This window comes from Paenibacillus sp. FSL L8-0333 (assembly GCF_037965665.1).
Classification (GTDB): domain Bacteria; phylum Bacillota; class Bacilli; order Paenibacillales; family Paenibacillaceae; genus Paenibacillus_AQ; species Paenibacillus_AQ odorifer.
Window position 1 is genome coordinate 1,070,435 of record NZ_CP150186.1, and the last position, 23,008, is coordinate 1,093,442.

Consider the following 23,008-nt stretch of genomic DNA (forward strand, 5'->3'; position numbering starts at 1 on the left):
ATAATAACATGGATGAAATTCCAGATCACTTAGATCACGGATTACAGATTGTATTTATTGGGTTCAACCCTAGTATCCGTTCTGGTGAGGTAGGACATCATTACGCGAATCCGCGGAATAATTTTTGGAGAATATTACATCAGTCTGGACTTACTCCCCGGTTGTATGATGCGTCTGAGGACGGGGACTTGCTAAAGCTGGGCTATGGGTTTACAAATATTGTTGCCCGTCCCACACGGGGAATCGACGATATTACTCGTGAAGAATACCAGGAGGGTCGTGAATTGCTTCGCTCCAAGCTGGAGAAATATCGGCCTCAAGTCGCCTGTTTTGTAGGTAAGGGTGTGTATACAGAGTTTAGTCGCAGAACAAAAGCTAACTGGGGATTTCAAGGGGGCGAGCCTCCAAAGGTAGATGGTGTCCGTGAATTCGTTGCACCCTCTTCCAGTGGATTAGTTAGAATGCCGATGGAAGAGATCGTTGGAATTTATCGCAGATTAGCCGAGTTTACGCAAGAGAACGATGGGTGATTGATTTATTTGGAGTTAGGTAGCTAAAGGACACAGGAGTCGCTAAAAGTAATAAATCACTCTAATTTGCGTGCTATCGGACTCCAATGCAGCTATTGGGTAGAAATAGACTGAATATGAGTCCATTTTGGGTAGATAGCGTCTCTGGAGTCCGAAATCACCACTAAATGGCCGAAAATCCGCCAATAACGGCGCCTGAGTCCGTAAGAGTAAAAGCTGGGGAGTTGGCCATGGATCTACGTAGATCCCGTAGATCCGTAGATCCGCAGATCCTGTAGATCCGCAGATCCTGTAGATCCGTAGATCACCGTAGATCACCGCAGATCACCGTAGATCCCGTAGATCCCGTAGATCTCGCAAGCTCTGGCAAACTATCGCATCTTAGCTATCTCTCGCTACTCTAGAATACCCTCAAACACAAAACGAGCAAGATTCCATATCGGAATCTTGCTCGTTTTATAACTTCAAAAGGCAGTCTCAGTATATGAGACATGCCCTTAGTCCCTAAAATACATTAAGTCTCGATCAGCAGCAGAATGATAGAGGATAAGGATAGACAAACACTAATCAGGCATAGCACGGCAACGACCTGCTTCTGGTTCAGGCCTGCCCGAAGCAGGCGGTAATGAGCCTGGGTGGCATCGGCTTGATAAATGGACTTGCCTTGGATGAAACGTTTGACTACGACAAAAATGTTGTCGAAGATCGGTACGCCCAGCGCCAGAATAGGGATGAACAGCGACAGGACGGTGGCTTGCTTGAACGCGCCGTCGAGTGCGATTACCGCAAGGATGAAGCCGAGAAAGGTTGCCCCGGCGTCGCCCATAAAGATTTTGGCGGGCGGCTTATTGTAGCGCAGATAAGCAAGCGTAACGCCAATCAGCGAAATTGCCATAATGGCAGATGAGGATTGACCCTTCGCCAGTGCGACTACGAATAACGTAACCGCCGAAATGGCCGTCAAGGCACCAGCTAGACCGTCCATGCCATCCGAGAAATTAATAACAGTGGTTACGCCGAAGATCCAGATAATCGTCAGCAGAAACGATAGAATGACTGGCAAAATGATATAATCACCTGAAAATGGATTGTAAAATCCGGTAAAGGCGTTGCCAGAAGCATAAACCAGGATCGCTGCGCTAACTTGTACAATTAACTTGGGCAGGGCTGGGAAATCTTTGCCCTTCGTTTTGTACCAATCATCCACCGTGCCTATGGTCAGCAACAGTACTCCACCAACAAATAATGCGACAGTCTCCATGGAGAAATCACGCGCGAACACCAGATAAGTAACAAAAAATCCGAGAAATATTGCGTAGCTGGCCGTTAGCGGAATGGGCTCTCTATGAATTTTACGCTCAACGTCCTGCCGAGGCTTGTCCACAAAATCAAGCCGAAAAGCAAGCTTGCCGAGCGGCGGAATTAGAAAGTAGACGATAAGAAATGACATTAGAAATGATAAAACGTATAAAATGACGCTCACCACCGTTTTCTTTTTAAAATACCACAGATCGATTAAATCTACCTTAAAAAAGTAAAATTTTGTCGCGAGGGGTGTTAAGTTGACTTGCCAGCATCGCTGTAGTACCTTGTTGAGAAAAGCTCTTTGGGGGATATTTATGAAATACGATGTTATTTTATTTGATGCCGACGATACGTTGTTTGATTATGGAATGGCAGAAAGTCACGCGTTGTCTAATGCCTTTCTACACTTTGGGATGCCCACAGGTGCAGCAGATTATGCTGCCAGTTATCAAGAGATTAACCACGCATTGTGGAGGGATTTAGAACAAGGAAGGATTTCATCTGCGGCGCTGCGGGTAGAGCGGTTCAATCGGTTGTTTGCTGCACATGCGCTTGAGCTTGATCCTGAATCATTTAGTGAGGCGTATCTACGTTTCTTAGGCGAAGGAACCTTTCTGATGCAGGGAGCGATCGAGCTATGCGGAGAGCTTGCAGAGTGCCGCCTGGCGATTATCACGAATGGAATCAAGGATGTGCAAACTTCCAGAATCCAAGGCTCGCTGCTGAGTGATACATTTGAGCAGATCATTATCTCAGAGGAGGCGGGATGTCAGAAGCCAGAGACCGGGATTTTTGATTACGCTTTTGCCAAATTGGGGATTGAGGATAAAGAAAAAGTATTGATTGTGGGTGACTCCTTAACCTCTGATATTCAAGGCGGAATTAATTATGGGATTGATACCTGCTGGTTTAACCCGCTCGGTAAGATTAATGAGTCCGGCGTTCAGCCAAAATACGAAATTCGAAACCTCTCGGAGCTACTAGATATTGTAGGGAAAGCTACTAACCTTCAATAAAAAATAAGGTGTGAGCGCATAAGCGTCTCACACCTTTTATTTAGTAACCTGAAAGAGGTTTATTGCCGAGTATCCAGCGGCTTCAGATACGCCTCGATTTGCTGGCGTTTCGATTCCAGAAATGGCGGCAGCGCAAGCGATTCACCTAAACTTTCCATAGGCTCATCTGTAGCAAAACCTGGTCCGTCTGTAGCTAGCTCGAAAAGGATGCCGTTAGGCTCACGGAAATAGAGGGAACGGAAGTAGAAGCGGTCGACGAAACCGGAATTAGGAAGCTGTGCCTGGCGGATGTGTTCGATCCATTGCTTCAATTCGTCTTCATTATCGACGCGGAAGGCGACGTGATGCACCCCGCCACGTCCCAAATGCTCTTGATCCAGATCATTGCGTTCCTCCAGATGTACCTCAGTGCCTGACCCGCCTTCACCGGTCTCGAATACGAGCACATCTGGCTGACAGGCAACTGTTGAAGGGTAGGTTCCTATACGGCGGAAGCCAAGCAACTGCTCCAGCACCACCGCTGTATGTTCTGCACTTTCGACTGTGAGATGTGCGGGACCTAAGCCTACAATGCCATATTGGGCAGGCACTGGGCTTTTAGCCCAAGGAGTACCGCCGGCAACACCGTTATCATTTTCGTCGGATACGAGAATGAAACGTTGACTCTCGTGATCGCGGAAGGATAAAGTCTGGCGTCCACCAAGTACCTGTATCGTCCCATGCTCCACGTTAAGCTCGGTGAAGCGTTGCTCCCAATAGGTAAGTGCGGCATCGCTTGGGACTCGAAGGGAGAGGGCGGAGATGCTGTTATTGCCCTCGCGGTTGCGGCCCGCCATCGGAAGTTCAAAAAAGGTTAATTCGGTTCCGGGATTGCCCTTCTCATCTCCATAGAATAAATGGTACACTGAAATATCATCCTGATTTACTGTTTTTTTAATGAGACGAAGTCCGAGTACCTCTGTATAGAACTTAAAGTTCTCCTGTGCTTTGCCAGTAATAGCTGAGACATGGTGAAGTCCTTTTAACGTTAAGCTCATGGTAGTTACCTCCGTGTAAATGCTTAGGGTTTGTGGATTATTTTTAATATCGATAGAATTATTGGTGAATATTATTAAGTTACTATAATTTTAATAGTAATAACAAACTTTTGCAAGTGGATATTAATGTTTCATGAAATTTAATTCATACATAAGGAGAGAGTATAAGTGCACACAACAACAAGCTTGATGAAACAATTACAGGAGTTGGAGATTGATCCACGGGGGACCATTCTAGTTCATTCCTCGTTAAAAAGTGTTGGCGAAGTAGAAGGAGGTGCGAACACGGTGCTGGATGCACTCAGCGAATATATGAAGGACGGGCTGCTTGTTTTGCCAACGCATACATGGGCTTATATTAATGCGGATAATCCACGCTTCTCTGTTCAAGATTCCCCATCTTGTGTTGGGATATTACCGGAGCTGTTCAGAAAACGTCCGGGCGTTGTTCGCTCTTGGCATCCGACTCATTCTGTAGCGGCTTTGGGTGTTGATGCTGAGGCGTTTACTGCAGGGGATGAACGTTGGGATACGCCATGCGCCCGTGGTTCAGTATGGGGCAAGCTGCTTGATCGTAAGGCGGAAATAGTACTGCTGGGCGTCGATCTGCGGCGGAATACGTTCATTCACGGTATTGAAGAGTGGGTGGATATTCCGGGCAGAATGACGGATAGTCATGAGGAATTATATACTGTGACGCCGGGTGGCGATGAAATCATGGTGCCTTCTCGCAGACATTGTGGTCTCTCTTGGTCGGAGCATTTTTGGAAAGTGGAACGCGAGCTTGAGGAAGGCGGTGCCATGCGTAAGGGGAATTTCGGGGATGCGCTAGTTAGAGTGTGTGGAACAGTAGAAACGACGGATATTTTAAGCCTGATGCTAAAAGAGAATCCTGATCTTTTCTCCGATAATGAACCGCTGCATGGTGAGTCCAAACCAGATCCGCTTCCAAAGACCAGACGTGAACAACCATAGGTGGGAGAGGCTAAACCAATTTTTCAGCCCGCACAATCTGGAAGCCGCTATCAATGTATGGTATATTAATCTCACTAAAACATAGTAAGGAGATTGGAAATGGAAAAAACATTGGTCTTTGGACACAAAAATCCGGATACGGATACTATTTGTTCGGCAATTGCTTATGCAGCACTCAAAAAAGAATTAGGCTGGGATGCTGAGCCAGTTCGTCTGGGAGACGTTAGTGGTGAAACGCAATTTGCGCTTGATCATTTCGGAGTAGAGGCTCCTCGTCTGGTAGAGAACGTAGCTGGAGAAGCTAATCAGGTTATTCTTGTTGACCATAATGAACGCCAACAAAGTGCGAATGACATTGATCGAGTGCGTGTAGTTGAAGTTATCGACCATCACCGGATCGCTAATTTTGAGACTGCACATCCGTTATACTATCGTGCTGAGCCAGTAGGCTGTACTGCTACTATACTTAACAAAATGTATAAAGAAAACGGTGTAGCTATCCCTAAAGACATCGCCGGATTGATGTTGTCTGCAATCATTTCTGATTCCTTGCTGTTTAAATCTCCAACCTGCACCGCTGAAGATGTAGCGGCAGCGCGCGAATTGGCTGAAATCGCTGGTGTAAATGCAGAAAGCTACGGCCTTGATATGCTGAAGGCTGGTGCTGATCTTAGCGACAAGAGTATCGCTCAACTGATCTCCTTGGATGCTAAGGAATTCAAAATGGGTGAATACAAAGTAGAAATCGCCCAAGTGAACGCGGTTGACGTTAATGATGTACTCTCCAAGCAGGCTGAACTGGAAACTGCACTGACTTCCATTATTGCTGAAAAAGAATTGGATCTGTTCCTGTTCGTAGTTACAGATATCCTCAACAACGATTCGGTGGGTCTGGCTCTGGGCCGTGTTGCAGGTGCAGTAGAACAGGCGTACAACGTGAAGCTTGATGACAATAAAGCCCTTCTTAAAGGTGTAGTATCCCGTAAATCACAAATCGTACCGGTACTTACAGAGACGATTGCTAAACTGTAAAGCATTTTGACAGTTGTCTATGAGAGTAGATTGGATAAAAAGAGCTCATGCCCCATCAGTAGTTAAGATGGTGACATGAGTTCTTTTTGTTTTACGGCGTATTCTGCTACAATATTTTGGGAGGGGATCCAACTGATCCTCTTCTAATTGCATGAACTTTGAACCAGCATGAGGAATATGACAAAGGGATAGGGGATATTGGAGATGGAATTGTTTGCAGCATTGGAACGGGACGACTACGAGGAATTATTATTTTGTCAGGATAAGGCATCGGGATTAAAGGCGATCATCGCGATTCATGACACGACACTGGGACCAGCACTGGGTGGAACACGGATGTGGACCTACGCTACGGAAGAGGAAGCTATTGTTGATGCGCTTCGATTAGCAAAAGGGATGACCTATAAAAATGCAGTATCCGGCCTGAATTTGGGTGGTGGGAAAACAGTAATCATTGGAGATCCCAAGAAGGATAAAAATGAAGCCATGTTCCGTGCTTTCGGAAGATACATACAAGGTTTAAATGGACGGTACATAACTGCTGAAGATGTAGGGACTACGGAAGAGGACATGAACATTATTTATCAAGAGACAGATTATGTTACTGGCACCTCACCTACGTACGGTTCTTCGGGCAATCCGTCACCAGCAACGGCTTACGGTGTTTACCAAGGAATGAAGGCAGCCGCTAAAGCCGCCTTTGGCAGTGATTCGCTCGAAGGGAAGACAGTAGCTGTTCAAGGTGTGGGGAACGTGGCCTTTACACTGTGCAAACATCTTCATGAAGAAGGAGCACAGCTTATCGTAACGGACATCCATAAACCAGCCGTTCAACGTGCAGTAGAGGCCTATGGCGCTAAGGCTGTAGATCCAGGCGATATCATCAGTGTAGATTGTGATATTTATGCTCCTTGCGCTCTTGGAGCGACAATTAACGACGAATCCTTACGGGTAATCAAGGCGAAAGTGATTGCAGGAGCTGCTAATAATCAGCTGAAGGATTCCTCGCATGGTGATGCACTTCATGAGATGGGGATTGTATATGCTCCAGATTACGTGATTAATGCAGGTGGCGTCATTAATATTGCGGACGAGCTGAACGGCTATAATAAGGAACGTGCCTTTAAGCAGGTGGCGAAGATTTACGATAATATTACCCGCGTAATGGAAATTTCCCGTTTGAACGGAATACCTACTTATGCCGCTGCGAACCAGCTTGCAGAGGACCGGATAGCGCTATTAAGAAATAGCCGCAGCACCTTCCTGCGTAATGGTCAACATGCACTTACCAGAAGATCGCTGCGGGGATAAGCTGTAAAAAAACTCGGCAAGCTCCATCCGATTACAACTTCGGAGGGACTGCCGAGTTTTTTATGTTCTTTTATTTCTACAAGAAACGTTTATCCTCTTTCGAGGACGGTAACGTCGCTTCTGCTTATTCCTAATTACTGAACCTTTTGGGGTTCTGGGTAAGTGACGCCGAAGGTGTCGACCGTCACCTTTTTCATTACTGGTGGCTCATCTGGACGATCAGAACCGTCACGAGGCAGGCTCACAATTCTTTTTACAGCTTCGATACCTTCGGTTACTTTACCAAAAGCGGCGTAGCTTCCATCTAGACTAGGGTAAGCTGCATCCATAATAAAGAACTGGGAACCGGCAGAGTCAGGAGCCTGTGATCTTGCCATGGATAGAACACCTTCTGTATGCAGAAGGTTATTGGTGAACCCGTTGCCAGAGAATTCTCCGGCGATACTGTAACCCGGGCCTCCCATACCTGTGCCATCAGGGTCGCCGCCTTGAATCATGAAGTCAGGAATTACTCTATGGAATATAGTGTTATCATAAAATCCTTTTTGAATAAGTGAGATGAAATTGTTTACGGTGTTAGGGGCAACCTCAGGGTATAGCTCAGCTTGGATGATATCCCCGTCTTCCATTTCAATGGTTACTAAGGGATGACTTGCCGTAGCTGAAGGAACGCCTTCAGTTGGGGCTGCACCTTCCCCAGGTGCTGATCCGCTGCTTCCATTATTACTGCTTGCATTGTTATTGTTTGGCTTGTTACCGCAACCTGCCGCAATAACCATGACCAGGCATAACATGATCAGAAGAATAGCGGATTTTGTTCGTGTAGACTTCACTAAATAATCTCTCCTTTTTATTGAATAATCTCGTAGGTACTTCCCATAATACCTCCTTTGTCCTATTACATGCAAAGGTCAGTTATGACTTCTGGGATTGGCACATCTTAAAAAGAAGTTTACAATGGTAGGATGTTTCCAAAGAGAACATCGAGAAAGGATGTGCATAGGATGCTCTTTTCGTGGAAGCGGAATTTGATCGTGCTTTGGATAGGGGTTTTCTTTTGTAGTACAGCTTATTCGATCTCGATTCCCTTCCTTTCCATTTTTTTGAGCGACGAACTTGGGGTTTCAAATCATTTGGAGATTTGGTCAGGGGTTAGTTTTGGAATAACCTTTCTTGCCAGCGCTTTAATCTCTCCCTATTGGGGTTCGCTAGCCGACAAGTATGGTCGGAAACCGATGCTTATTCGCTCGGGTTTTAGTCTGGCAGCTTTATACCTTATTAATTATTTTGTACATGATCCTTATGTTTTTTTGATTGTGCGTGTGCTGCAAGGACTGCTTGCCGGTTTTGTTCCAGCAGCTATTGCAATGGTAGCCACCAATACCCCTGAGCATAAGACGGGGTACGCTTTAAGTATTATGTCTACAGCCGGAGCTACAGGTAGTATTATTGGGCCATTAATCGGCGGTGTAGTGAGCTATTATACCAGCAACCGGATTGCTTTTTTATTCTCGGCGGGTATTGTACTTATCTCAGCGCTCATTGCTACTTTTTTTGCAAAAGAGGAGAACTTCGACCGTTCGGCTCCAAGGTCACATGTAAGTGATGATATCAGGGAAGCGAGAAGTAACCGAGCCTTTATTACTTTGCTCTCGCTGGCGGGAATCAGTACCTTCTCCGTTATGATTCTGGAACCGTTAATCCCAATTTATCTACTGGACATGGGGATCTCCAAAAATAGTGCCTCGCTAAGCTCGGGAATAGTGTTCTCTGCTGTGGGGATTGCTACGGTGCTGATGGCTCCGCAGTGGGGCAGAATCGGCAGCCGAAAGGGCTTTGGGATGATCTTATTTATTGGACTGATCGGGGGCGGCATCGGTAATATACTACAGTTTTTTGTTTCGGGCTATGTAGAGTTCGCTATCCTTCGCTTTGCTTACGGCTTGTTCTATGCAGGTGTGCTGCCGTCAGTGAATGCCATGATTGTACAAGTAATTGAGCCGGGATTCCGTGGACGGGCCTTTGGCCTGAATCAGGCGGCATCTCAGCTTGCGACGATGGCTGGACCGATTATCGGCGGCTTATTGGGCGCGGTTATTCCAATTCGCTGGGTGTTTGTAATCAATGGAGTGATGCTGCTGGTAGCAGCGATATTGGTTAAGACCCGCAAGCTGGAAGCACAAATCGCCGCTGCTCGTCCCGCAGAACAGCCAACAACGATGCAGGGTTAACTGCTAACTCAATGAGCATGTCGTTATTTAGAAACAACATAAAGCCGCCGGGCTCATAGCCCGGCGGCTTTATTCATATTAAGCTGCTATTCTCCCTGCGAACCGTTCAAAACGTCTGTTCCCGGCATAACATCCACTGGCGGGGAGGCAGGGTCAATAATGGAATTTGGATATACATCGTCTGCATCTGGAACATCCTCTAGCGGCTGATCTTCTTCTTCCATCTCCAAGAGTTCCTCATCCTTAGTATAATCCGTATCATCTAGGGTTAATCCTGCGGTTTCAGCGGCTAGATATGCATCGGATTCCACCAACTCATCTCTTTCGATTACATCCTTAGGTGAGTTTAAACCAATATCTGCTGCCAAGTATTTATCGCCAACCAAGACAGGATCTGCGTCATCATCAACAATATCCTCTTCATCCATATCAGCTTGTATATAACGTTCATATTCAAAGTCAGCTTCAGTTTTATTTGGTGAACTATCCATAGCCGTTCACTCCTTTTTTATGATAAAATTTGAACTTCCTATGTTTATCTTTACCCGTTTGACCATGATCGAATCGCTGATCCAATAAATGGGTATGTCTATATTGGATTAGTAAAAAATGGGTGAAAGCAAAAGCCGATGAAAAACGTCCTTTTTCGAGAAAATTTACAAGAATAGGCAGGGATAGTGCGAAGCTTGTCGAAATTAAGAAGCATATATGAACGTTTAAACAACTAATGAATTACTGAGGTGCTACGATGAAGTTGCCAAAGCCCAATATAGCGGCTGCTTTTTTATTAATTCTACTGCTGACCGCTATGGTCCCTTTTGGTACGGCGATAGTGAGTGCTGAATCATCAGACTCTACGCTGCCCAATTGGGAGATTAAATTTGAACGTATAGAAGTAGATCATATTGAAGAAGCTGTGGCAGCTCTTGATGAAGAATGGACTCGTGTTATGCCTCATGGGAAAAGCCCAGAGACTCCAAGTGGGGCAACCTCAGCCTGGCTGCGGTTTACTTTACCACAAATTGGTGATAAATCTGCGTTATTCATAGATAAAGTATATGGAAATAATGTTAAGGCTTATTTAAATAACGAATTAATATATGATTCCGGAAAAGATTTTAATTTCAATGGCAGTAAGGTTTTCATTCCTCTGTCCAAAAGTGTTGGAGGACAACAGCTATATTTATGGACCCATGGTGGCAGCAAAGACTTAGGGATCCACGGCGAAATAAGAGTAGGCCAATACGATGAGCTGTTATCTGTTTATGTAAAGCAGGGCTTAATGGATCTGATCATTGGAACGACGCTTATTTTTATTGCGATTGTACTGCTGATTTGCTCGCTATTCATGAGAAAAGGTTATTTTTCCGGCGGATTTCTATTGGTGCTGATTATTTTATCCATTGGCGTGTTAGTGGTAACGTATTCATCGTTCCTGCCGACAATCCTAGGCGATTATGGAGAGATTGTACTTGTTTTCTTTGATGTAGCATTATATACGCTTCTGCCCTCCTTTACATTTTATTTTGAAAAAATATTTGGTCCAGGGAAAAAGAAAATCGTTACCCGATTCCGCAAGTTTCAAATTGTCTATTCTATATTCTGTTTTTCCCTAATGGTTGTTAATATCCTTTTGTCATATCAGTTGGATGACTTTTATAGATTGATGACTACGAGTGTGCTGGGTATCCTTATGATTGTGCAATTTATATTGTTGATCAGCTTAGCGTTTATTCATGCGAATCGTGGGAATGTAGATGCTGTTGTTTTTACTACAGGGTTCTCAATATTTGCTTTCATGTCTCTTAGCGAACTGGTCATGTTCTATGTATCGGGCCAATCCTATCAATTATATTGGTGGAAATGGGGAGTGGTGATTTTCGTAATTGCCTTAATCGTCATTCTGGGAAGAAGGTTTACTAGAAACCATGAACAGCTTATTGAATATTCCCATCAGCTTGAGAAGTTCAATAATGATTTGCAGCGCTCGGAGAAGATGGAGATTATTAGTGAGCTGGCAGCTTCGGTTGCCCATGAAGTACGGAATCCATTGCAGGTTACCCGAGGGTTTCTGCAGATTCTTGGGGAGCGTTCAGATCAAAAGGAGCGGGAATATCTGCAAATGGCGGTTACAGAACTGGATCGAGCTACGCTCATTATTACAGACTTCCTAACCTTCGCTAAACCAGGACTTGAAACCGTAGAGCAGCTTGATGTGTCCGAAGAGTTGAGGCATGTGACGGGTATTCTTTCTCCGTTAGCGAATCTGCAAGGGGGCGTCATTGAACTTAACCTGCAGCCAGGACTTTACGTTACTGGATCATCTGCCAAGTTCAAGCAAGCGTTTATCAACATTCTCAAAAATAGTATTGAAGCTTTAAAGGACAATGGGCTGATTAAAGTCACAGCCTGGAAGTCTGGAAAACATATAATAATCAGTGTTCATGATAATGGGGAAGGGATGAACCGGAATGAGCTGGCTCGGTTAGGGGAACCTTATTACTCCAATAAGACCAAAGGAACGGGGCTTGGACTGATGGTAACCTTTCGGATTATTGAGGCGATGGAGGGATGCACTGAGTTTCGCAGTGAGAAAGGGGAAGGGACTGAAATTATAGTAAAAATACCAGAACTTAGAAGAATTTAGAAGTAATTTATGATAATTCCGTTTTTTAGAAGGAAAGAGTGAGGGGCTGAGCGAAGTAGTACAGACAGAATATTGTTTCTGATACTTACTTCTGAGGTGCATATATGCGCTTGATGATTAAAGTCCTACATATAGCAATAGCCCTTACTCTCCTTCTGATAGGATATAGTTCAATTGTTGTATCAGCAGCGACCCCATATCCATCCCAAGAAATTACCAGTTGGCAGATGAGATGGGGCGATGGAACCGAAAACAGCGGCGTAGTGGTTCCTCAGAATAATGACCAGCAGTATTGGATAAATGTGAATGCTACGAAGGAAATCCCACATCTGCCATCAGGCGTATCCACTTCTTGGACTCGTATTTCCATACCTAACTTTAGTTATATCTCCCCTTCAATCTACATTGATACTTTATATGCTCTTCATGTGAAGGTGTATGTGAACGACCGTTTAATCTTCGAGGAAGATCGTAATTATATTAAGGATAACTATTCTTTGTTGTTGCCTTTGAGTCAAAGCGATAGTGGGAAAACATTATACATTTGGACTGAAACGCTGCAGGATAGAATCGGAATTAAAAATGAAGTAGTGATCGGTGAACACAACCTGTTAATCAATGATTATATTAAAAATGGACTCAGCGATGTGATTTTGGGCTGTGCTTTTTTTCTTGTGGCTATCGTTCTATTTATAAGTTCTCTCTACATTAATAGGGACTATTTTTCCAGTGTGGCTTCACTAGCCGTTGTAATAGGTTCAACCGGAATTCTCTCGATAACCTATTCTCCTTTTATTTATACCTTTTACAGCAATTTGGGCGCGATTAGTAATGTATTTCTTGATTTGGCTTTATTCTCACTTTTACCGGCGCTTACTCTTTTATTTGAAAAAATATTTGGCAGTGGAAAATATGCGATCGTCCGTCGTTTTCGTCAATTTCAAGTCATTTACTCCTCATTTTGTTTGCTATGTCTTTTGATCAATTTTCTATCGAATAATAGCTATATTGAGTTTTATTATTTTGTATCCACCACTATTATCGGGTTCATCCTCATCCTTCAGTTCATCTTGCTTATCGTATGTGTGATTATATTTTCGCTTAAAGGGAATAGGGACGCTATCATTTTTGCCATTGGCTTTGGAACGGCTGCATTTACTGTAGTGTCAGAGTTACTGTGGTATTACATTCATAAGGGGAACTATGATTTATTCTTGTGGAAGTGGGGCATTGTTGCCTTCATAATCTCCTTGATCGTAATTCTGGAGCGAAGACTAGCCTATAGCCATCAACAGGTTGTTAACTATTCTAAAGAATTAGAGCGTTTTAACAACGAATTGCAGCGTTCAGAAAAAATGGAAATTATTAGCGAGCTTGCTGCATCTGTTGCTCATGAAGTGCGGAATCCACTCCAGGTAACTAGGGGTTTCCTTCAGCTGCTTAGCGAGAAATCCGTTGGTGAAGAGGAAATATTTATGTCGATGGCCCTTAGTGAGCTGGATCGTGCTTCCGGGATCATTACGGATTTCTTAACCTTCGCAAAACCGGAATTTGAGACGATTTCCAGTCTGAATTTGTATAATGAATTTAAGCATATTGAGAGTATTATGCAGCCGCTTTGTCATTTAAATGGAGGAAAAATGATTCTTGATGTATCGGGCGAATTATGGGTGAAGGGGAATTCCTCGAAGTTTAAGCAAGCCTTCATCAACATTATCAAAAATAGCATTGAATCTTTCCGTGACGAAGGATTTATCTATATGTCGGTGTATGCGGAAGAGGAGAACGTAATTATTCATATCAAAGACAACGGGGAAGGGATGGACGCGGATGTCCTGCACCGATTGGGAGAGCCTTATTTCACTAAAAAGAATAAAGGCACAGGTCTTGGATTAATGGTCACTTTCCGTATCATCGAAGCTATGCAAGGTAAAGTGAAATTCACAAGCAAAAAAGGAGTGGGAACCGAATCCATCACCATACTGCCATTGGCAGAAGCTCCGGATGATTCTCACTCCTTAGGGGGTTAATCTTGTTGTCTTACCACGAACCGCGTGGTGCTGCGGTTGCCTTCAATACATCGGATGTAGGACTTGGTGGAATTACAAGATAGAATTCGTTGGAGCCTTCTTCAACGGCTTTCAAGGTAACGCTGTCGGGAATGATTACGCCTAGTGCTTCTTGGAGAGCCGCTTTTGGGTCTGAGAGTAGTCTTTTCTTGAAACTTGGATCTTCCCATGCCTTTTGAATGACTTGATTTCTAAGAATTGCTTCTGACATAATAATCACCCTTCCCAAATTGTATATATTTACCTTTAATAATATAACATAGCAAAACTACTAATACTATTCTTTTTATTACAAAATAATAGAATTAATGGACATTTTTTGACAACCAATGATATAATCCTCCGTTTAGCAAGAGCTGCTTGTCCGCCTCGATGGAATCAGAGATCTGCTGTAAGTTACTTACTAGCATGGAATGGAACGCGATAAGATGAGGGGCATTAAGGTCGGAAGCTGTAACTTTGTTATGTGTGTCGTGTGCTAATTCCGTATAGGTATGTAGACCATTTGCAGTGAATAGATAAAATTCGACCTCTTGCGAAGTGAGTTTAGCTGCACTGCTGTTTGGCAGATGTTTGCGAGTTAGGGAGAGAAGACAATTATAGTTGCCCGCGGATAAATCTTCTTTCCAGTCCTCATAGTCATCCAGCATTTGCAGTGTAAGCAAAACCGAATGGATAAGTTCTTCAGCTTGCGGCACTAAATCACTCTTTCCAGACATCAGAAGAGCAGCGGTGCTGGATAGCTTGAGCGGACTGGCTTTATAGGAAATTTTGACCCGATCATTAAGAAAATAGTCACTGGTATTTTCGTTGCTAACACTATCTGCCCACTCCATGATATAACGATTAAATAAGATCCAGAAAGCGGATGGCTCCGGAAATAGTATCCGGTAGATATTTAAAAATTCCACATAAAGCAAATTCGCCAAGGGCAATTTTTCGTATGCGGAGGATTCTTGGCTGTCCATCAGGTCATCCTGTATGAAGAAATACAACATAAAAAAGACGTTGCCCATCGACATCTGGCGAGTAACCTCTGCAGAGATTCCGCATCCCTTTTGCAGCCAAAAGGGTAAAAGATAACATATGTAGTTTTTGTGGCTTTCAGCGTTAAATACGTTAAAATGCTCAAGATAGGACATGCCTTGTTGATTTAGAGGTTCTGGAAATTCGGAAATAATCCGTCTGCTTTCTTGGAATACCAAGCGCAGTTCATCTTCGTAGTCATTTAGCCAATCCATAACAACCCTCCTATAAAATTTTTACGAAAATGGTTCTTTTGCCCTGATTATAGCTTTCTCTTTATTCCATTACAACTAAAATTTAGGAGGTATTAGCAGATATGGAATGGTATACTTTCGGCCAGATGCTTATGGCTATTCGAATGGGTCAAAAGGCGGAAACACCGGATGGCCGCATGGTTATGCGTACCTCCACGGGACTTTTTTGGATAAACGGAATCTTGAAGGGAAAAGTGGTAGAAATCAAAGACTATCTGTTCTCTGACCTATGGCGAATCTATGAGGATGAGGAAAGCCAGCAGGAGGGAATTGGCAGGGAACAACACGAGCAACGTGAGCGGGAGATGCTTGAGAATCAATATGAAGAGCTGCGTTGGGCGAACCGAAAGCGTTAGTTCAACGTTCGATTACCCAACAGCAGCTATATAGTGAATATTAATAAGAGGGATTAGGAACTTACGGATGCGGAGAGTTCTGATTTCAATGCTTCATATTGACTACGCAGGCGTTGAAGTTTCGAGATACTTTGCTCCAAGCCGCCGAGCCGGTTGCGTTCCGTCCACAAGAGACGATATTGGTGAAGGAGTACATCAAGGTCATTGATTTGCTTCGTAATCAGCGCAGGATCAAGCGAATCTGGTGCTGATGTCAACTGTAGCTTGATTCTGCCCAGCTGCACAGCATGCTTCACAAAATGGATGCCATTACTCAGTTCTTTCAGCACAAGAGCAGCATCTTCACATTGAAGATCTAACCCCGATAGCCGCGCCTCAATGGAGAGCAGATATTCTTCGAGATGATTGAAGTGTTCCTCAGTAAGCTTCTCTATGATTAGGAAATTGTCCAGATGGGTACGCAGCAGCAGGGACATTTCTGCATCATTTGAACGGTTGATACTGGATTCAAGCTGATAGTAATTGCCGAGATCCAGGAGCAGCTGGCCAATTCCCTCAGAACGATCTGCAAAAATAAATCTATTTAAATACTGTGCAGTATCTGCTTCCAGATTATGATCTACACTCCAGGATAGGGCTGCGCCGTAGGCGAAGCCGGCATAGCTGACCGGCAGATGCTGCCAGTGTCCAAAATCTCCCCAATCCGTAATGAGATAACCAATAGCGCCGTTGTTTTTGCCATGAATAGCTGCACTGCGCAGATTGGCTAACATATTGTCTGTGCGTCCTGTAATGGAGTTCCATGAGCTGGTGCCTGGGCAGACATAAAAAGGAATACCTGCTTCACGGAATTTGAGCGTATCGGACTCGAAGGGATGCTCAGCGCTATAACCCCATTCCATAGCAATAATATCCTTAGGAAGCTGAGGAATCAGTTCGGGATGCTGGATAATGATATCGCCCCAGAATTGCATCGTTTTGCCACGTTTTGTAACCAACTCATAAATCTTTTGTAGGAATGATAAATAGAGTTGACCTTTGCCTTGAGTTTCTGCCAGAGCTTTATTTTTACCAAGACCGAGTTCATAGGTCTCATCGCAGCCTACATTAAACTGATTGGAGCTAAAGTAAGGTAGCAGATCGTCAAACATTTTGTCTAGCAGAGGTAGTACAGCAGGATCTTCGGTATCAAAAGTACCAGGGTGCATAAATAAGCCTTCTGGATAAACGTCCTGCGCATACAAATTCTTCGGAAGCATAAAGCCTTCGGGAATTTCAGCTAAAGCGTTGAATTCTGGACGAGAGAGCCAGCCCTCCATATGCCCAAAGCTGTTCTGATTGGGAACAAGCTCTATATAACGTGCTTTGCAATAGGCATCCAGAAGCAGGATTTCCTCTCCGGTAATTGGGGTTTCAAGCTCCCAGACTTGAGGGAAGGATTCATAAGCGAACGGAGCACCTTCTATATATAGCTGAAGTTCATTCATCTTCAAATCAGCCATAAGGTCAATGATCCGGTACAAGGTTTCTTGCTTCGGGATTTTATTGCGGCTGATATCTATGAGCAGGCCTCTGGCTCCAAAATCAGGTTCATCGCGAATATGCAGCTGAGGTATAGATTTGCCACTTTGTTCTATGATTTGTTTCAGGGTTGCTGCTGCGTAGAAGGCGCCTACAGGAGAGCTATAGGAGACAACGATACCCTTCTGATCGACAACAATCTCATATGCCTGTGCAGACAATAATGGCACATAGTTAAAGTTACAGACAGATACAACGGTTGGACGTAAGCCAATGGATAAAGTCAGCTGCAGATTCAATGCTTGTGCAATCACTTCCTGTAGTTTTCGTGCAGCTGGCATGGCAGATTGTTCTTCCATATTAGGAAGCACGATGCTTCCGCTTGTTGGGAAATGGAAGGAGCCTTGTGACAATGTGATTTCACGCGGATTAGGGAAAAGCAGTAGTGTAGAATGATTAAGCATAGCGTGGACACCTCTTATTCATGTAGAATATGATCATCTTCACAATAACCTTATCACTACTAAACAAGGGGAGGAATGCCTATAATGTCCAAGCACATGGATTATATGATCAGTCCATATCCAATAAGAATTATTGATCCGAAGGTTGAATCCTCCAAGCTGAAGCTCAAGAATATAAGGGTGGGACAGGCAGGTCATCTGCCAGGAAGAACGTTATTCCGTTCAGGTGTAGTTTTTGAGCACTGGGCCATTGTTTACATAGTGTCAGGTAGTGGCTCCTACATGGAGATTGGGGGAAAAGAGCAGCAGGTGCGTGAAGGCAGCTTATACTTTTTTCGCCCAGGTTACAGTTATAACTTTGGTCCACCACCGGGAGGCAGCTGGGATGAGTATTATATTAACTTTAATGGCACGCGTGTATCCGAATGGCTGGAATCGGGCCTCATAGCCGGGGGAAATGTTTTTCAAGCCCAATCTATAGTAGGTCTTACTACCTTATTTGAAGAAGTGCTGGAACGGATGGAGAGCGGAGAACCTGTTGATGCGGATCGGGCAGCATTATTGCTCGAAAGAATGCTGCTGGAGTGTTCTTTTATAATAGAAGAAAAAAGTTGGAATTCTCAGGCTGATTATATGCGTCAGATTCGGGAAGACCTGAACTTATGCATTTATGGTGAAATGGACCTAGAACAAATAGCGGCAAAACATCATGTTTCGATGTCTACACTTCGTCGTCTTGTTCGACGCAGCAGTGGATACCCGCTTCATGAATATATTCACCGTCTAAAAATGGCGGAAGCCAAAAAGTTGCTTTTTAACACCTCATTACAAATTAAGGAAATTTCTAGTATGCTTCATTATAATGATCCGTTCTATTTTTCTCGTTTATTTAAAAAATATATGGGGATCGCACCCCAGCTTTGCCGGAATAACATTTAAATCGACATCCTCCTACTAGAGTCCCAACAGTAATTGTTATAATTTGTATAATTGTTGTCGTTTTATAAGATATGTTGAAAAATATGGATTAATATTACATAAATGTGTTAGTTCTTATTAACTATAGTGGATAAAATTCCAAATTTTAGTGATAAAACCTACTAAAAAAATAATAAATTTTTTGTAACTATTTTTCAAATGGAAGCGCAAACATGGGAAATGTCAACTTGTTATTGTGATTTTTCTCATGTATGATGCTTTTATCGAGCACAGTACAATCTCGCATTTTCCAAAAAACTGGAGAATAGGGTGGTGGGATGAAAATCAAACCAACTGCAGAAGACAAACTGATTGCGTATTACAGGTATTTTTCATTGTCCCTCACATCACTCATGTATCTTCTAGATAAGACGGGACCTTCCATAATTTATAAATCACTTATTATTGCTATACTTGTTGTGTTTGCACAAACGTTCTCATTTTGTTATCGAAGGCTACGCAGCAGACCAAAGACTCTCGTCCTGGCTGTTAGTATAGAGATGGTGGGAATTATCGCATTGACCTTGTTTACGGGTGGGTACGAAAGCTCTTTTAGGCTCTATGTGCTTAATCCTGTATTGATTGCTGCAGGCTCATTGTCCATTTATTTTGGATGGTCGTTGCTCTTAAGCTATATCAGTATTTTTGCGGTGCTCTGTTATTTTTTTATCAATTCTGCGAACAGAAATTTTTTAGAAATTGTATTTATAAATGGGAATCTGTTTCTAACACTGGTACTTACGGTTATAATAATGCAGATCGTTAATCGGATGAAGCGGCAACGTGAAGAATCGAATGCTCGCACGAAAGAGACGATGGAGCATATCAAATCCCTGTACCATATCGTGGAAACCTCAAGCCAACATGATTTCATGAATATCGGTCAAGTGATCACCGATTATGTTGTTAAGCTAACGAAGCTAGATAAGGCTTTGTTTTGGTTCGCCAAGAAAAGCGGAGAACCAGCTCCGCAGAGCAGGCAGACCGGCTGGCAGCAGGAAGAGGAACAGTTCCTATTCTCAGAACTGGGAAAACATGAGCATGAATGGAGATTGCAGCGAGAGCCTATTTTTAGAAATCTGCCGGGATTAGGCGATTTCCTGCTGATGCCTGTACGGATGAGCACCCGTTTTGTAGGGATGATTGGACTCAAGCTGGAGTCTACAGAGGGGCTGGAAGGCCGCAGATGGTATATTCAACAATTGATATTCTTATCTGAGCTAAGTGCGAATATTCTTGAAAGACATGAGCTTGGTGTGATCGAGAACCGGTTGATCATCACGAACGAACAGAACCGGATTGCGGATGAAATGCACGACAGTGTGTCGCAGAGCCTTTTTGGTATTGTGTATGCGACGCATTCGCTGAAGGAATCGTGGAAGAGAATGTCTGATCATGAGCTAGAAGAACAAATTGAGCTTATTCATGACTCTGCAACAAAGGTTGCCAAAGAACTGCGGATCACGATCTACAGTCTTAGCTCCAAGAAGAGTGGCGGTCCTACTTGGTTGGGCATGGTAAGATCACATTTGAAGAGCTTATCCAGATTAAATGATGTTGATATTGATTTAAAAATAACGGGCGATGATTTCAGTCTCCCTTATCCTTACCACAAGGCGCTTTTTCGGATTATCTCCGAAGCTACGGGTAATGCCATCAGGCATGGTGCTGCCAGTCGAGTGGATGTAGAACTGTCTCTGAAGCCGACTTGGATTCGATTATTGATTTGTGATAATGGTGTTGGTTTTGATACTGATTTGTTATGGATTGAATCTGAAGATAGTGTAAGCGGACTTGGCATGAAGAATATGCAATATTTGACCCAGTCGCTCGGTGGCGACTTTCAGTTGTCCAGTAATGAGAGCACAGGAACAAGAATTATGATTTCGATTCCTGTCGGTGTAGCTGAATTAAAGAATGCATAAACTTTAGGCGGGAGGTCGTTTCTGTGAAAATCGTCATTGTTGATGATCATCCTTTAGTTAGAAGAGGACTGGCATCTGTCATTTCGATGCAACCGAATGTGCAGTTTGCGGGTGAGGCGACGAATGGCCAAGAAGCGCTTCTTGTGATTGAGGAGACGCAGCCTGATCTCGTATTGATTGATCTTAAGCTAGCAGATGAATCGGGATTGGATGTCATCAAGACAGCGCGTGCTCGTGGTATCGTTAGTAAGTTCATTCTGTTGACGTCATCTGCAAGCAGAGAGGATTTCCTGAAGGCTGAAGAAGTACTGGTAGATGGATATGTACTGAAAGAGGCGTTGCCCGAGGAGTTACTGTTTGCTATCCAATTGGTGCACAAGGGAAGAAAGTATTATGATCCTGGTCTGATGGAAGATAAAATGCGCATGAGTGGAAGCAGCCCAACGGATGAATTAACACCCAAAGAAAAGGAAGTCCTGATCGAGCTGGGACAGGGCGCCTGCAATAGAGAAATTGCTTCACGTCTTTTCATTAGTGAATTTACGGTGAAGAAGCATGTCAGTCAGATTTTAGCTAAATTACAGGTGGCTGATCGTACTCAGGCAGCGCTTTATGCAAATGCTGTCGGATTAACCAAATATGAAATGTCTTACGAGTGAAAATTGAAATAATTCGTAAGCATAGTACATGAACACGGACAGGTTGTCCGTGTTTTTTTGTGCATTAAAACCTGAATTTGCCCTCGATATGGCACTAAAGTATACCTAATCCCCCTCTTAAGAGGTATAACGTCTTACTCCAAAGTGAAGAGGAAAGTGATGGTATGAGCCATGTGGCGAATGGTGTGGATTGATAGAATTAAAGCAACAACTGAAACTTTCATGAATGCTTTCAGAATGTAATTTTAGCGGAAGGAGGGTTACTGTGGAAAAGACGATTCTGGATTACATTAACCTGATTAAAAAAAGGTTTTGGCTCATCATGGTGTTCGTTTTGATCTCCTGTGCTACGACTTACTATGTTAGCAAAAACTTCGTTGAACCCGTCTATTCCGCTTCCGGACAGCTGCTTGTCAACAACATTGCCAAAGCTCCCGAGAGCAACAATCTTAACGATTTGAGCTTTAGCCTGAATTTAATTGAGAGTTACAAGGAAATTATGAAATCACCGACCATCATGAAAAGCGTAATAGAAAATCACCCGGAGTTTGGTCTCACGGCCGATGAACTAAGCCAGAAGCTTGAGATTAAAACTTCAGAGAAGAGTCAGGTGATCAACCTCAATGTTCAGGATGAAAGCTACAGCAAAGCTGCCGGGATCGTAAATGCGGTATCGCAGACATTCATTCGTGAATTGCCATCGCTGATGAGGGTAGACAATGTTACCTTGCTGACACCGGCCGATCCGACTGATGTTCCAGGGCCCTCGAACGGCGGGTTTGCGATGAATCTCATCATCAGCTTTGTTGTATCACTTATGGCTGCCCTAGGAATTATTTTGCTGATGGAAACACTTAACGGCACATTAAGGTCTGAAAAGGAAGCGGAATATGACCTTGGTCTTCCGGTAATTGCTTCGATAGCAACCATTCGTAAACGTGATTTAGGTAAGGCGGCAGGCAACACCAGAGTGAAGGAGGGTGCTTATGTTGCGGCTAAATAAGAGTCTGGTTACAGACGTTAATCCATCCTCGCATATCTCCGAATCGTTCCGATCACTGCGCACATATATACGTCAGCTTGGACTAGCACAGGGCGGCGGAGGAAAAGTGCTGCTCTTTACGTCAGCAGAAGCTGGAGCAGGCAAGACGACAATATTGTCGAATCTCGCGGTCTCTTTCGTCCAGGATGGCAAGAAGGTAGCGGTGGTTGACTGCAATCTGAGACATCCCGGTCTTCATACCGTGTTTGAAGTAGAGGGGAGTGACGGGCTTGCGGCTTATTTAAGTGGGCAAGAGGAAGCAGATAACATCGCTGTCCTCGGAAACTTAGCCAATCTTTCAGTCATCCCGGCGGGAAAAACTCATGTTAGTCCGCCGGATTTGCTAGGCAACCCCAAAATGACCGCTTTGCTTGAGGAACTAAAAGAAAACTACGATCTGATCCTGCTGGATTCTCCTTCGGCAGTCGATTTCAGTGATGCTCGTATATTGGCACCTCAAGCGGACGGCGTGATTCTGGTGGCCAGATACGGAAAGTCCAAACGGGAATCGATTCGCAAAGCGAAGACGCTGCTTGAACAGACCGGCTCTAATCTAATCGGAATTGCCATGAACCAGGCGAAGTAAATGTTTATGCTTTCGAAGTAAGTTTTGCTCGAAGTCAAATCATT

The 23,008-nt window shown here is 43.8% G+C and carries 21 protein-coding genes; 14 read left to right on the forward strand and 7 right to left on the reverse strand.

Annotated elements, in window-relative coordinates; translation table 11 throughout:
• Positions 1-8: 8 nt before the first annotated feature.
• On the forward strand, positions 9-530 hold the full coding sequence (locus tag NYE72_RS04575; protein WP_076179883.1) for a mismatch-specific DNA-glycosylase: 522 nt from the start codon (positions 9-11) through the stop codon (positions 528-530).
• Between the two features lie 514 nt (positions 531-1,044).
• Here NYE72_RS04575 and NYE72_RS04580 read toward each other — a convergent pair.
• Positions 1,045-1,980, reverse strand: a complete 936-nt coding sequence (locus tag NYE72_RS04580; protein ID WP_038568881.1) for an MraY family glycosyltransferase — start codon at positions 1,978-1,980, stop codon at positions 1,045-1,047.
• 169 nt (positions 1,981-2,149) lie between these two features.
• On the opposite strand from NYE72_RS04580, the gene NYE72_RS04585 reads away from it, so the two are divergent.
• Positions 2,150-2,851: a YjjG family noncanonical pyrimidine nucleotidase gene (locus tag NYE72_RS04585; protein ID WP_036680840.1), complete on the forward strand. Its 702-nt coding sequence runs from the start codon at positions 2,150-2,152 to the stop codon at positions 2,849-2,851.
• Between the two features lie 59 nt (positions 2,852-2,910).
• Here NYE72_RS04585 and NYE72_RS04590 read toward each other — a convergent pair whose 3' ends face one another.
• Complete coding sequence (locus NYE72_RS04590) at positions 2,911-3,888, reverse strand: ring-cleaving dioxygenase (RefSeq protein ID WP_076179882.1); 978 nt, start codon at positions 3,886-3,888, stop codon at positions 2,911-2,913.
• Positions 3,889-4,056: 168 nt separating this feature from the next.
• On the opposite strand from NYE72_RS04590, the gene NYE72_RS04595 reads away from it, so the two are divergent.
• The 3 genes from NYE72_RS04595 (at position 4,057) to NYE72_RS04605 (ending at position 7,206) form a co-directional block, all read left to right on the forward strand.
• A complete protein-coding gene (locus NYE72_RS04595; RefSeq protein ID WP_052096796.1) occupies positions 4,057-4,863 on the forward strand; it encodes an AAC(3) family N-acetyltransferase in 807 nt (268 codons plus the stop codon).
• 99 nt (positions 4,864-4,962) lie between these two features.
• Positions 4,963-5,895 (forward strand): manganese-dependent inorganic pyrophosphatase, encoded by a 933-nt coding sequence (locus tag NYE72_RS04600; RefSeq protein ID WP_036680844.1) that lies wholly within the window; start codon positions 4,963-4,965, stop codon positions 5,893-5,895.
• Positions 5,896-6,099: 204 nt separating this feature from the next.
• Positions 6,100-7,206 (forward strand): Glu/Leu/Phe/Val dehydrogenase, encoded by a 1,107-nt coding sequence (locus NYE72_RS04605; RefSeq protein ID WP_038568887.1) that lies wholly within the window; start codon positions 6,100-6,102, stop codon positions 7,204-7,206.
• 134 nt (positions 7,207-7,340) lie between these two features.
• Here NYE72_RS04605 and NYE72_RS04610 read toward each other — a convergent pair whose 3' ends face one another.
• A complete protein-coding gene (locus NYE72_RS04610; protein ID WP_051491160.1) occupies positions 7,341-8,000 on the reverse strand; it encodes a peptidylprolyl isomerase in 660 nt (219 codons plus the stop codon).
• A 210-nt stretch (positions 8,001-8,210) separates the two neighbouring features.
• Between NYE72_RS04610 and NYE72_RS04615 the strand changes: the two genes are divergently transcribed.
• Complete coding sequence (locus tag NYE72_RS04615) at positions 8,211-9,437, forward strand: MFS transporter (protein WP_036680852.1); 1,227 nt, start codon at positions 8,211-8,213, stop codon at positions 9,435-9,437.
• An 86-nt stretch (positions 9,438-9,523) separates the two neighbouring features.
• Here the strand turns inward: NYE72_RS04615 and NYE72_RS04620 are convergent, their stop codons facing one another.
• Positions 9,524-9,928: a hypothetical protein gene (locus NYE72_RS04620; protein ID WP_051490926.1), complete on the reverse strand. Its 405-nt coding sequence runs from the start codon at positions 9,926-9,928 to the stop codon at positions 9,524-9,526.
• Between the two features lie 257 nt (positions 9,929-10,185).
• On the opposite strand from NYE72_RS04620, the gene NYE72_RS04625 reads away from it, so the two are divergent.
• Both NYE72_RS04625 and NYE72_RS04630 read left to right on the forward strand, forming a co-directional pair.
• The gene (locus tag NYE72_RS04625; RefSeq protein WP_036676638.1) at positions 10,186-12,084 is read left to right on the forward strand and encodes a sensor histidine kinase; all 1,899 of its coding nucleotides are present in this window, start codon (positions 10,186-10,188) and stop codon (positions 12,082-12,084) included.
• A 113-nt stretch (positions 12,085-12,197) separates the two neighbouring features.
• Positions 12,198-14,114 (forward strand): sensor histidine kinase, encoded by a 1,917-nt coding sequence (locus NYE72_RS04630; protein WP_235219388.1) that lies wholly within the window; start codon positions 12,198-12,200, stop codon positions 14,112-14,114.
• A 10-nt stretch (positions 14,115-14,124) separates the two neighbouring features.
• Here NYE72_RS04630 and NYE72_RS04635 read toward each other — a convergent pair whose 3' ends face one another.
• Both NYE72_RS04635 and NYE72_RS04640 read right to left on the reverse strand, forming a co-directional pair.
• Positions 14,125-14,364, reverse strand: coding sequence for an NHLP leader peptide family RiPP precursor (locus tag NYE72_RS04635; protein ID WP_170914256.1), 240 nt, complete (start codon positions 14,362-14,364; stop codon positions 14,125-14,127).
• Between the two features lie 94 nt (positions 14,365-14,458).
• Entirely contained in the window at positions 14,459-15,394 is a 936-nt protein-coding gene (locus NYE72_RS04640; RefSeq protein ID WP_036676632.1) for a hypothetical protein, read from the reverse strand.
• Between the two features lie 101 nt (positions 15,395-15,495).
• Between NYE72_RS04640 and NYE72_RS04645 the strand changes: the two genes are divergently transcribed.
• Positions 15,496-15,789 (forward strand): hypothetical protein, encoded by a 294-nt coding sequence (locus tag NYE72_RS04645; protein ID WP_036676631.1) that lies wholly within the window; start codon positions 15,496-15,498, stop codon positions 15,787-15,789.
• A 53-nt stretch (positions 15,790-15,842) separates the two neighbouring features.
• On the opposite strand, the gene NYE72_RS04650 is transcribed toward NYE72_RS04645, so the two are convergent.
• The gene (locus NYE72_RS04650; protein ID WP_036676630.1) at positions 15,843-17,774 is read right to left on the reverse strand and encodes a glycoside hydrolase family 20 zincin-like fold domain-containing protein; all 1,932 of its coding nucleotides are present in this window, start codon (positions 17,772-17,774) and stop codon (positions 15,843-15,845) included.
• An 84-nt stretch (positions 17,775-17,858) separates the two neighbouring features.
• Between NYE72_RS04650 and NYE72_RS04655 the strand changes: the two genes are divergently transcribed.
• The 5 genes from NYE72_RS04655 to NYE72_RS04675 all read left to right on the forward strand — a co-directional run bounded on the left by NYE72_RS04655 (position 17,859) and on the right by NYE72_RS04675 (position 22,964).
• Positions 17,859-18,713 (forward strand): helix-turn-helix domain-containing protein, encoded by an 855-nt coding sequence (locus NYE72_RS04655; protein WP_038568894.1) that lies wholly within the window; start codon positions 17,859-17,861, stop codon positions 18,711-18,713.
• 317 nt (positions 18,714-19,030) lie between these two features.
• A complete protein-coding gene (locus NYE72_RS04660) occupies positions 19,031-20,677 on the forward strand; it encodes an ATP-binding protein (RefSeq protein ID WP_036676625.1) in 1,647 nt (548 codons plus the stop codon).
• A gap of 23 nt (positions 20,678-20,700) precedes the next feature.
• Positions 20,701-21,336: a response regulator transcription factor gene (locus tag NYE72_RS04665; protein ID WP_036676623.1), complete on the forward strand. Its 636-nt coding sequence runs from the start codon at positions 20,701-20,703 to the stop codon at positions 21,334-21,336.
• A gap of 265 nt (positions 21,337-21,601) precedes the next feature.
• Positions 21,602-22,339, forward strand: a complete 738-nt coding sequence (locus tag NYE72_RS04670; RefSeq protein WP_076179881.1) for a Wzz/FepE/Etk N-terminal domain-containing protein — start codon at positions 21,602-21,604, stop codon at positions 22,337-22,339.
• Entirely contained in the window at positions 22,323-22,964 is a 642-nt protein-coding gene (locus NYE72_RS04675) for a CpsD/CapB family tyrosine-protein kinase (RefSeq protein ID WP_036676617.1), read from the forward strand. The genes NYE72_RS04670 and NYE72_RS04675 overlap by 17 nt, the downstream gene beginning before the upstream one ends.
• Positions 22,965-23,008 lie beyond the last annotated feature (44 nt).

Coding starts and splice junctions, on each gene's coding strand:
- NYE72_RS04615 (WP_036680852.1), top strand. CDS start 8,211: ATGCTCTTTTCGTGGAAGCGGAATTTGATCGTGCTTTGGATAGGGGTT.
- NYE72_RS04585 (WP_036680840.1), top strand. CDS start 2,150: ATGAAATACGATGTTATTTTATTTGATGCCGACGATACGTTGTTTGAT.
- NYE72_RS04590 (WP_076179882.1), bottom strand. CDS start 3,888: ATGAGCTTAACGTTAAAAGGACTTCACCATGTCTCAGCTATTACTGGC.
- NYE72_RS04630 (WP_235219388.1), top strand. CDS start 12,198: ATGATTAAAGTCCTACATATAGCAATAGCCCTTACTCTCCTTCTGATA.
- NYE72_RS04640 (WP_036676632.1), bottom strand. CDS start 15,394: ATGGATTGGCTAAATGACTACGAAGATGAACTGCGCTTGGTATTCCAA.
- NYE72_RS04575 (WP_076179883.1), top strand. CDS start 9: ATGGATGAAATTCCAGATCACTTAGATCACGGATTACAGATTGTATTT.
- NYE72_RS04635 (WP_170914256.1), bottom strand. CDS start 14,364: ATGTCAGAAGCAATTCTTAGAAATCAAGTCATTCAAAAGGCATGGGAA.
- NYE72_RS04605 (WP_038568887.1), top strand. CDS start 6,100: ATGGAATTGTTTGCAGCATTGGAACGGGACGACTACGAGGAATTATTA.
- NYE72_RS04610 (WP_051491160.1), bottom strand. CDS start 8,000: ATGTTATGCCTGGTCATGGTTATTGCGGCAGGTTGCGGTAACAAGCCA.
- NYE72_RS04675 (WP_036676617.1), top strand. CDS start 22,323: ATGTTGCGGCTAAATAAGAGTCTGGTTACAGACGTTAATCCATCCTCG.
- NYE72_RS04625 (WP_036676638.1), top strand. CDS start 10,186: ATGAAGTTGCCAAAGCCCAATATAGCGGCTGCTTTTTTATTAATTCTA.
- NYE72_RS04645 (WP_036676631.1), top strand. CDS start 15,496: ATGGAATGGTATACTTTCGGCCAGATGCTTATGGCTATTCGAATGGGT.
- NYE72_RS04650 (WP_036676630.1), bottom strand. CDS start 17,774: ATGCTTAATCATTCTACACTACTGCTTTTCCCTAATCCGCGTGAAATC.
- NYE72_RS04655 (WP_038568894.1), top strand. CDS start 17,859: ATGTCCAAGCACATGGATTATATGATCAGTCCATATCCAATAAGAATT.
- NYE72_RS04660 (WP_036676625.1), top strand. CDS start 19,031: ATGAAAATCAAACCAACTGCAGAAGACAAACTGATTGCGTATTACAGG.
- NYE72_RS04620 (WP_051490926.1), bottom strand. CDS start 9,928: ATGGATAGTTCACCAAATAAAACTGAAGCTGACTTTGAATATGAACGT.
- NYE72_RS04600 (WP_036680844.1), top strand. CDS start 4,963: ATGGAAAAAACATTGGTCTTTGGACACAAAAATCCGGATACGGATACT.
- NYE72_RS04580 (WP_038568881.1), bottom strand. CDS start 1,980: ATGTCATTTCTTATCGTCTACTTTCTAATTCCGCCGCTCGGCAAGCTT.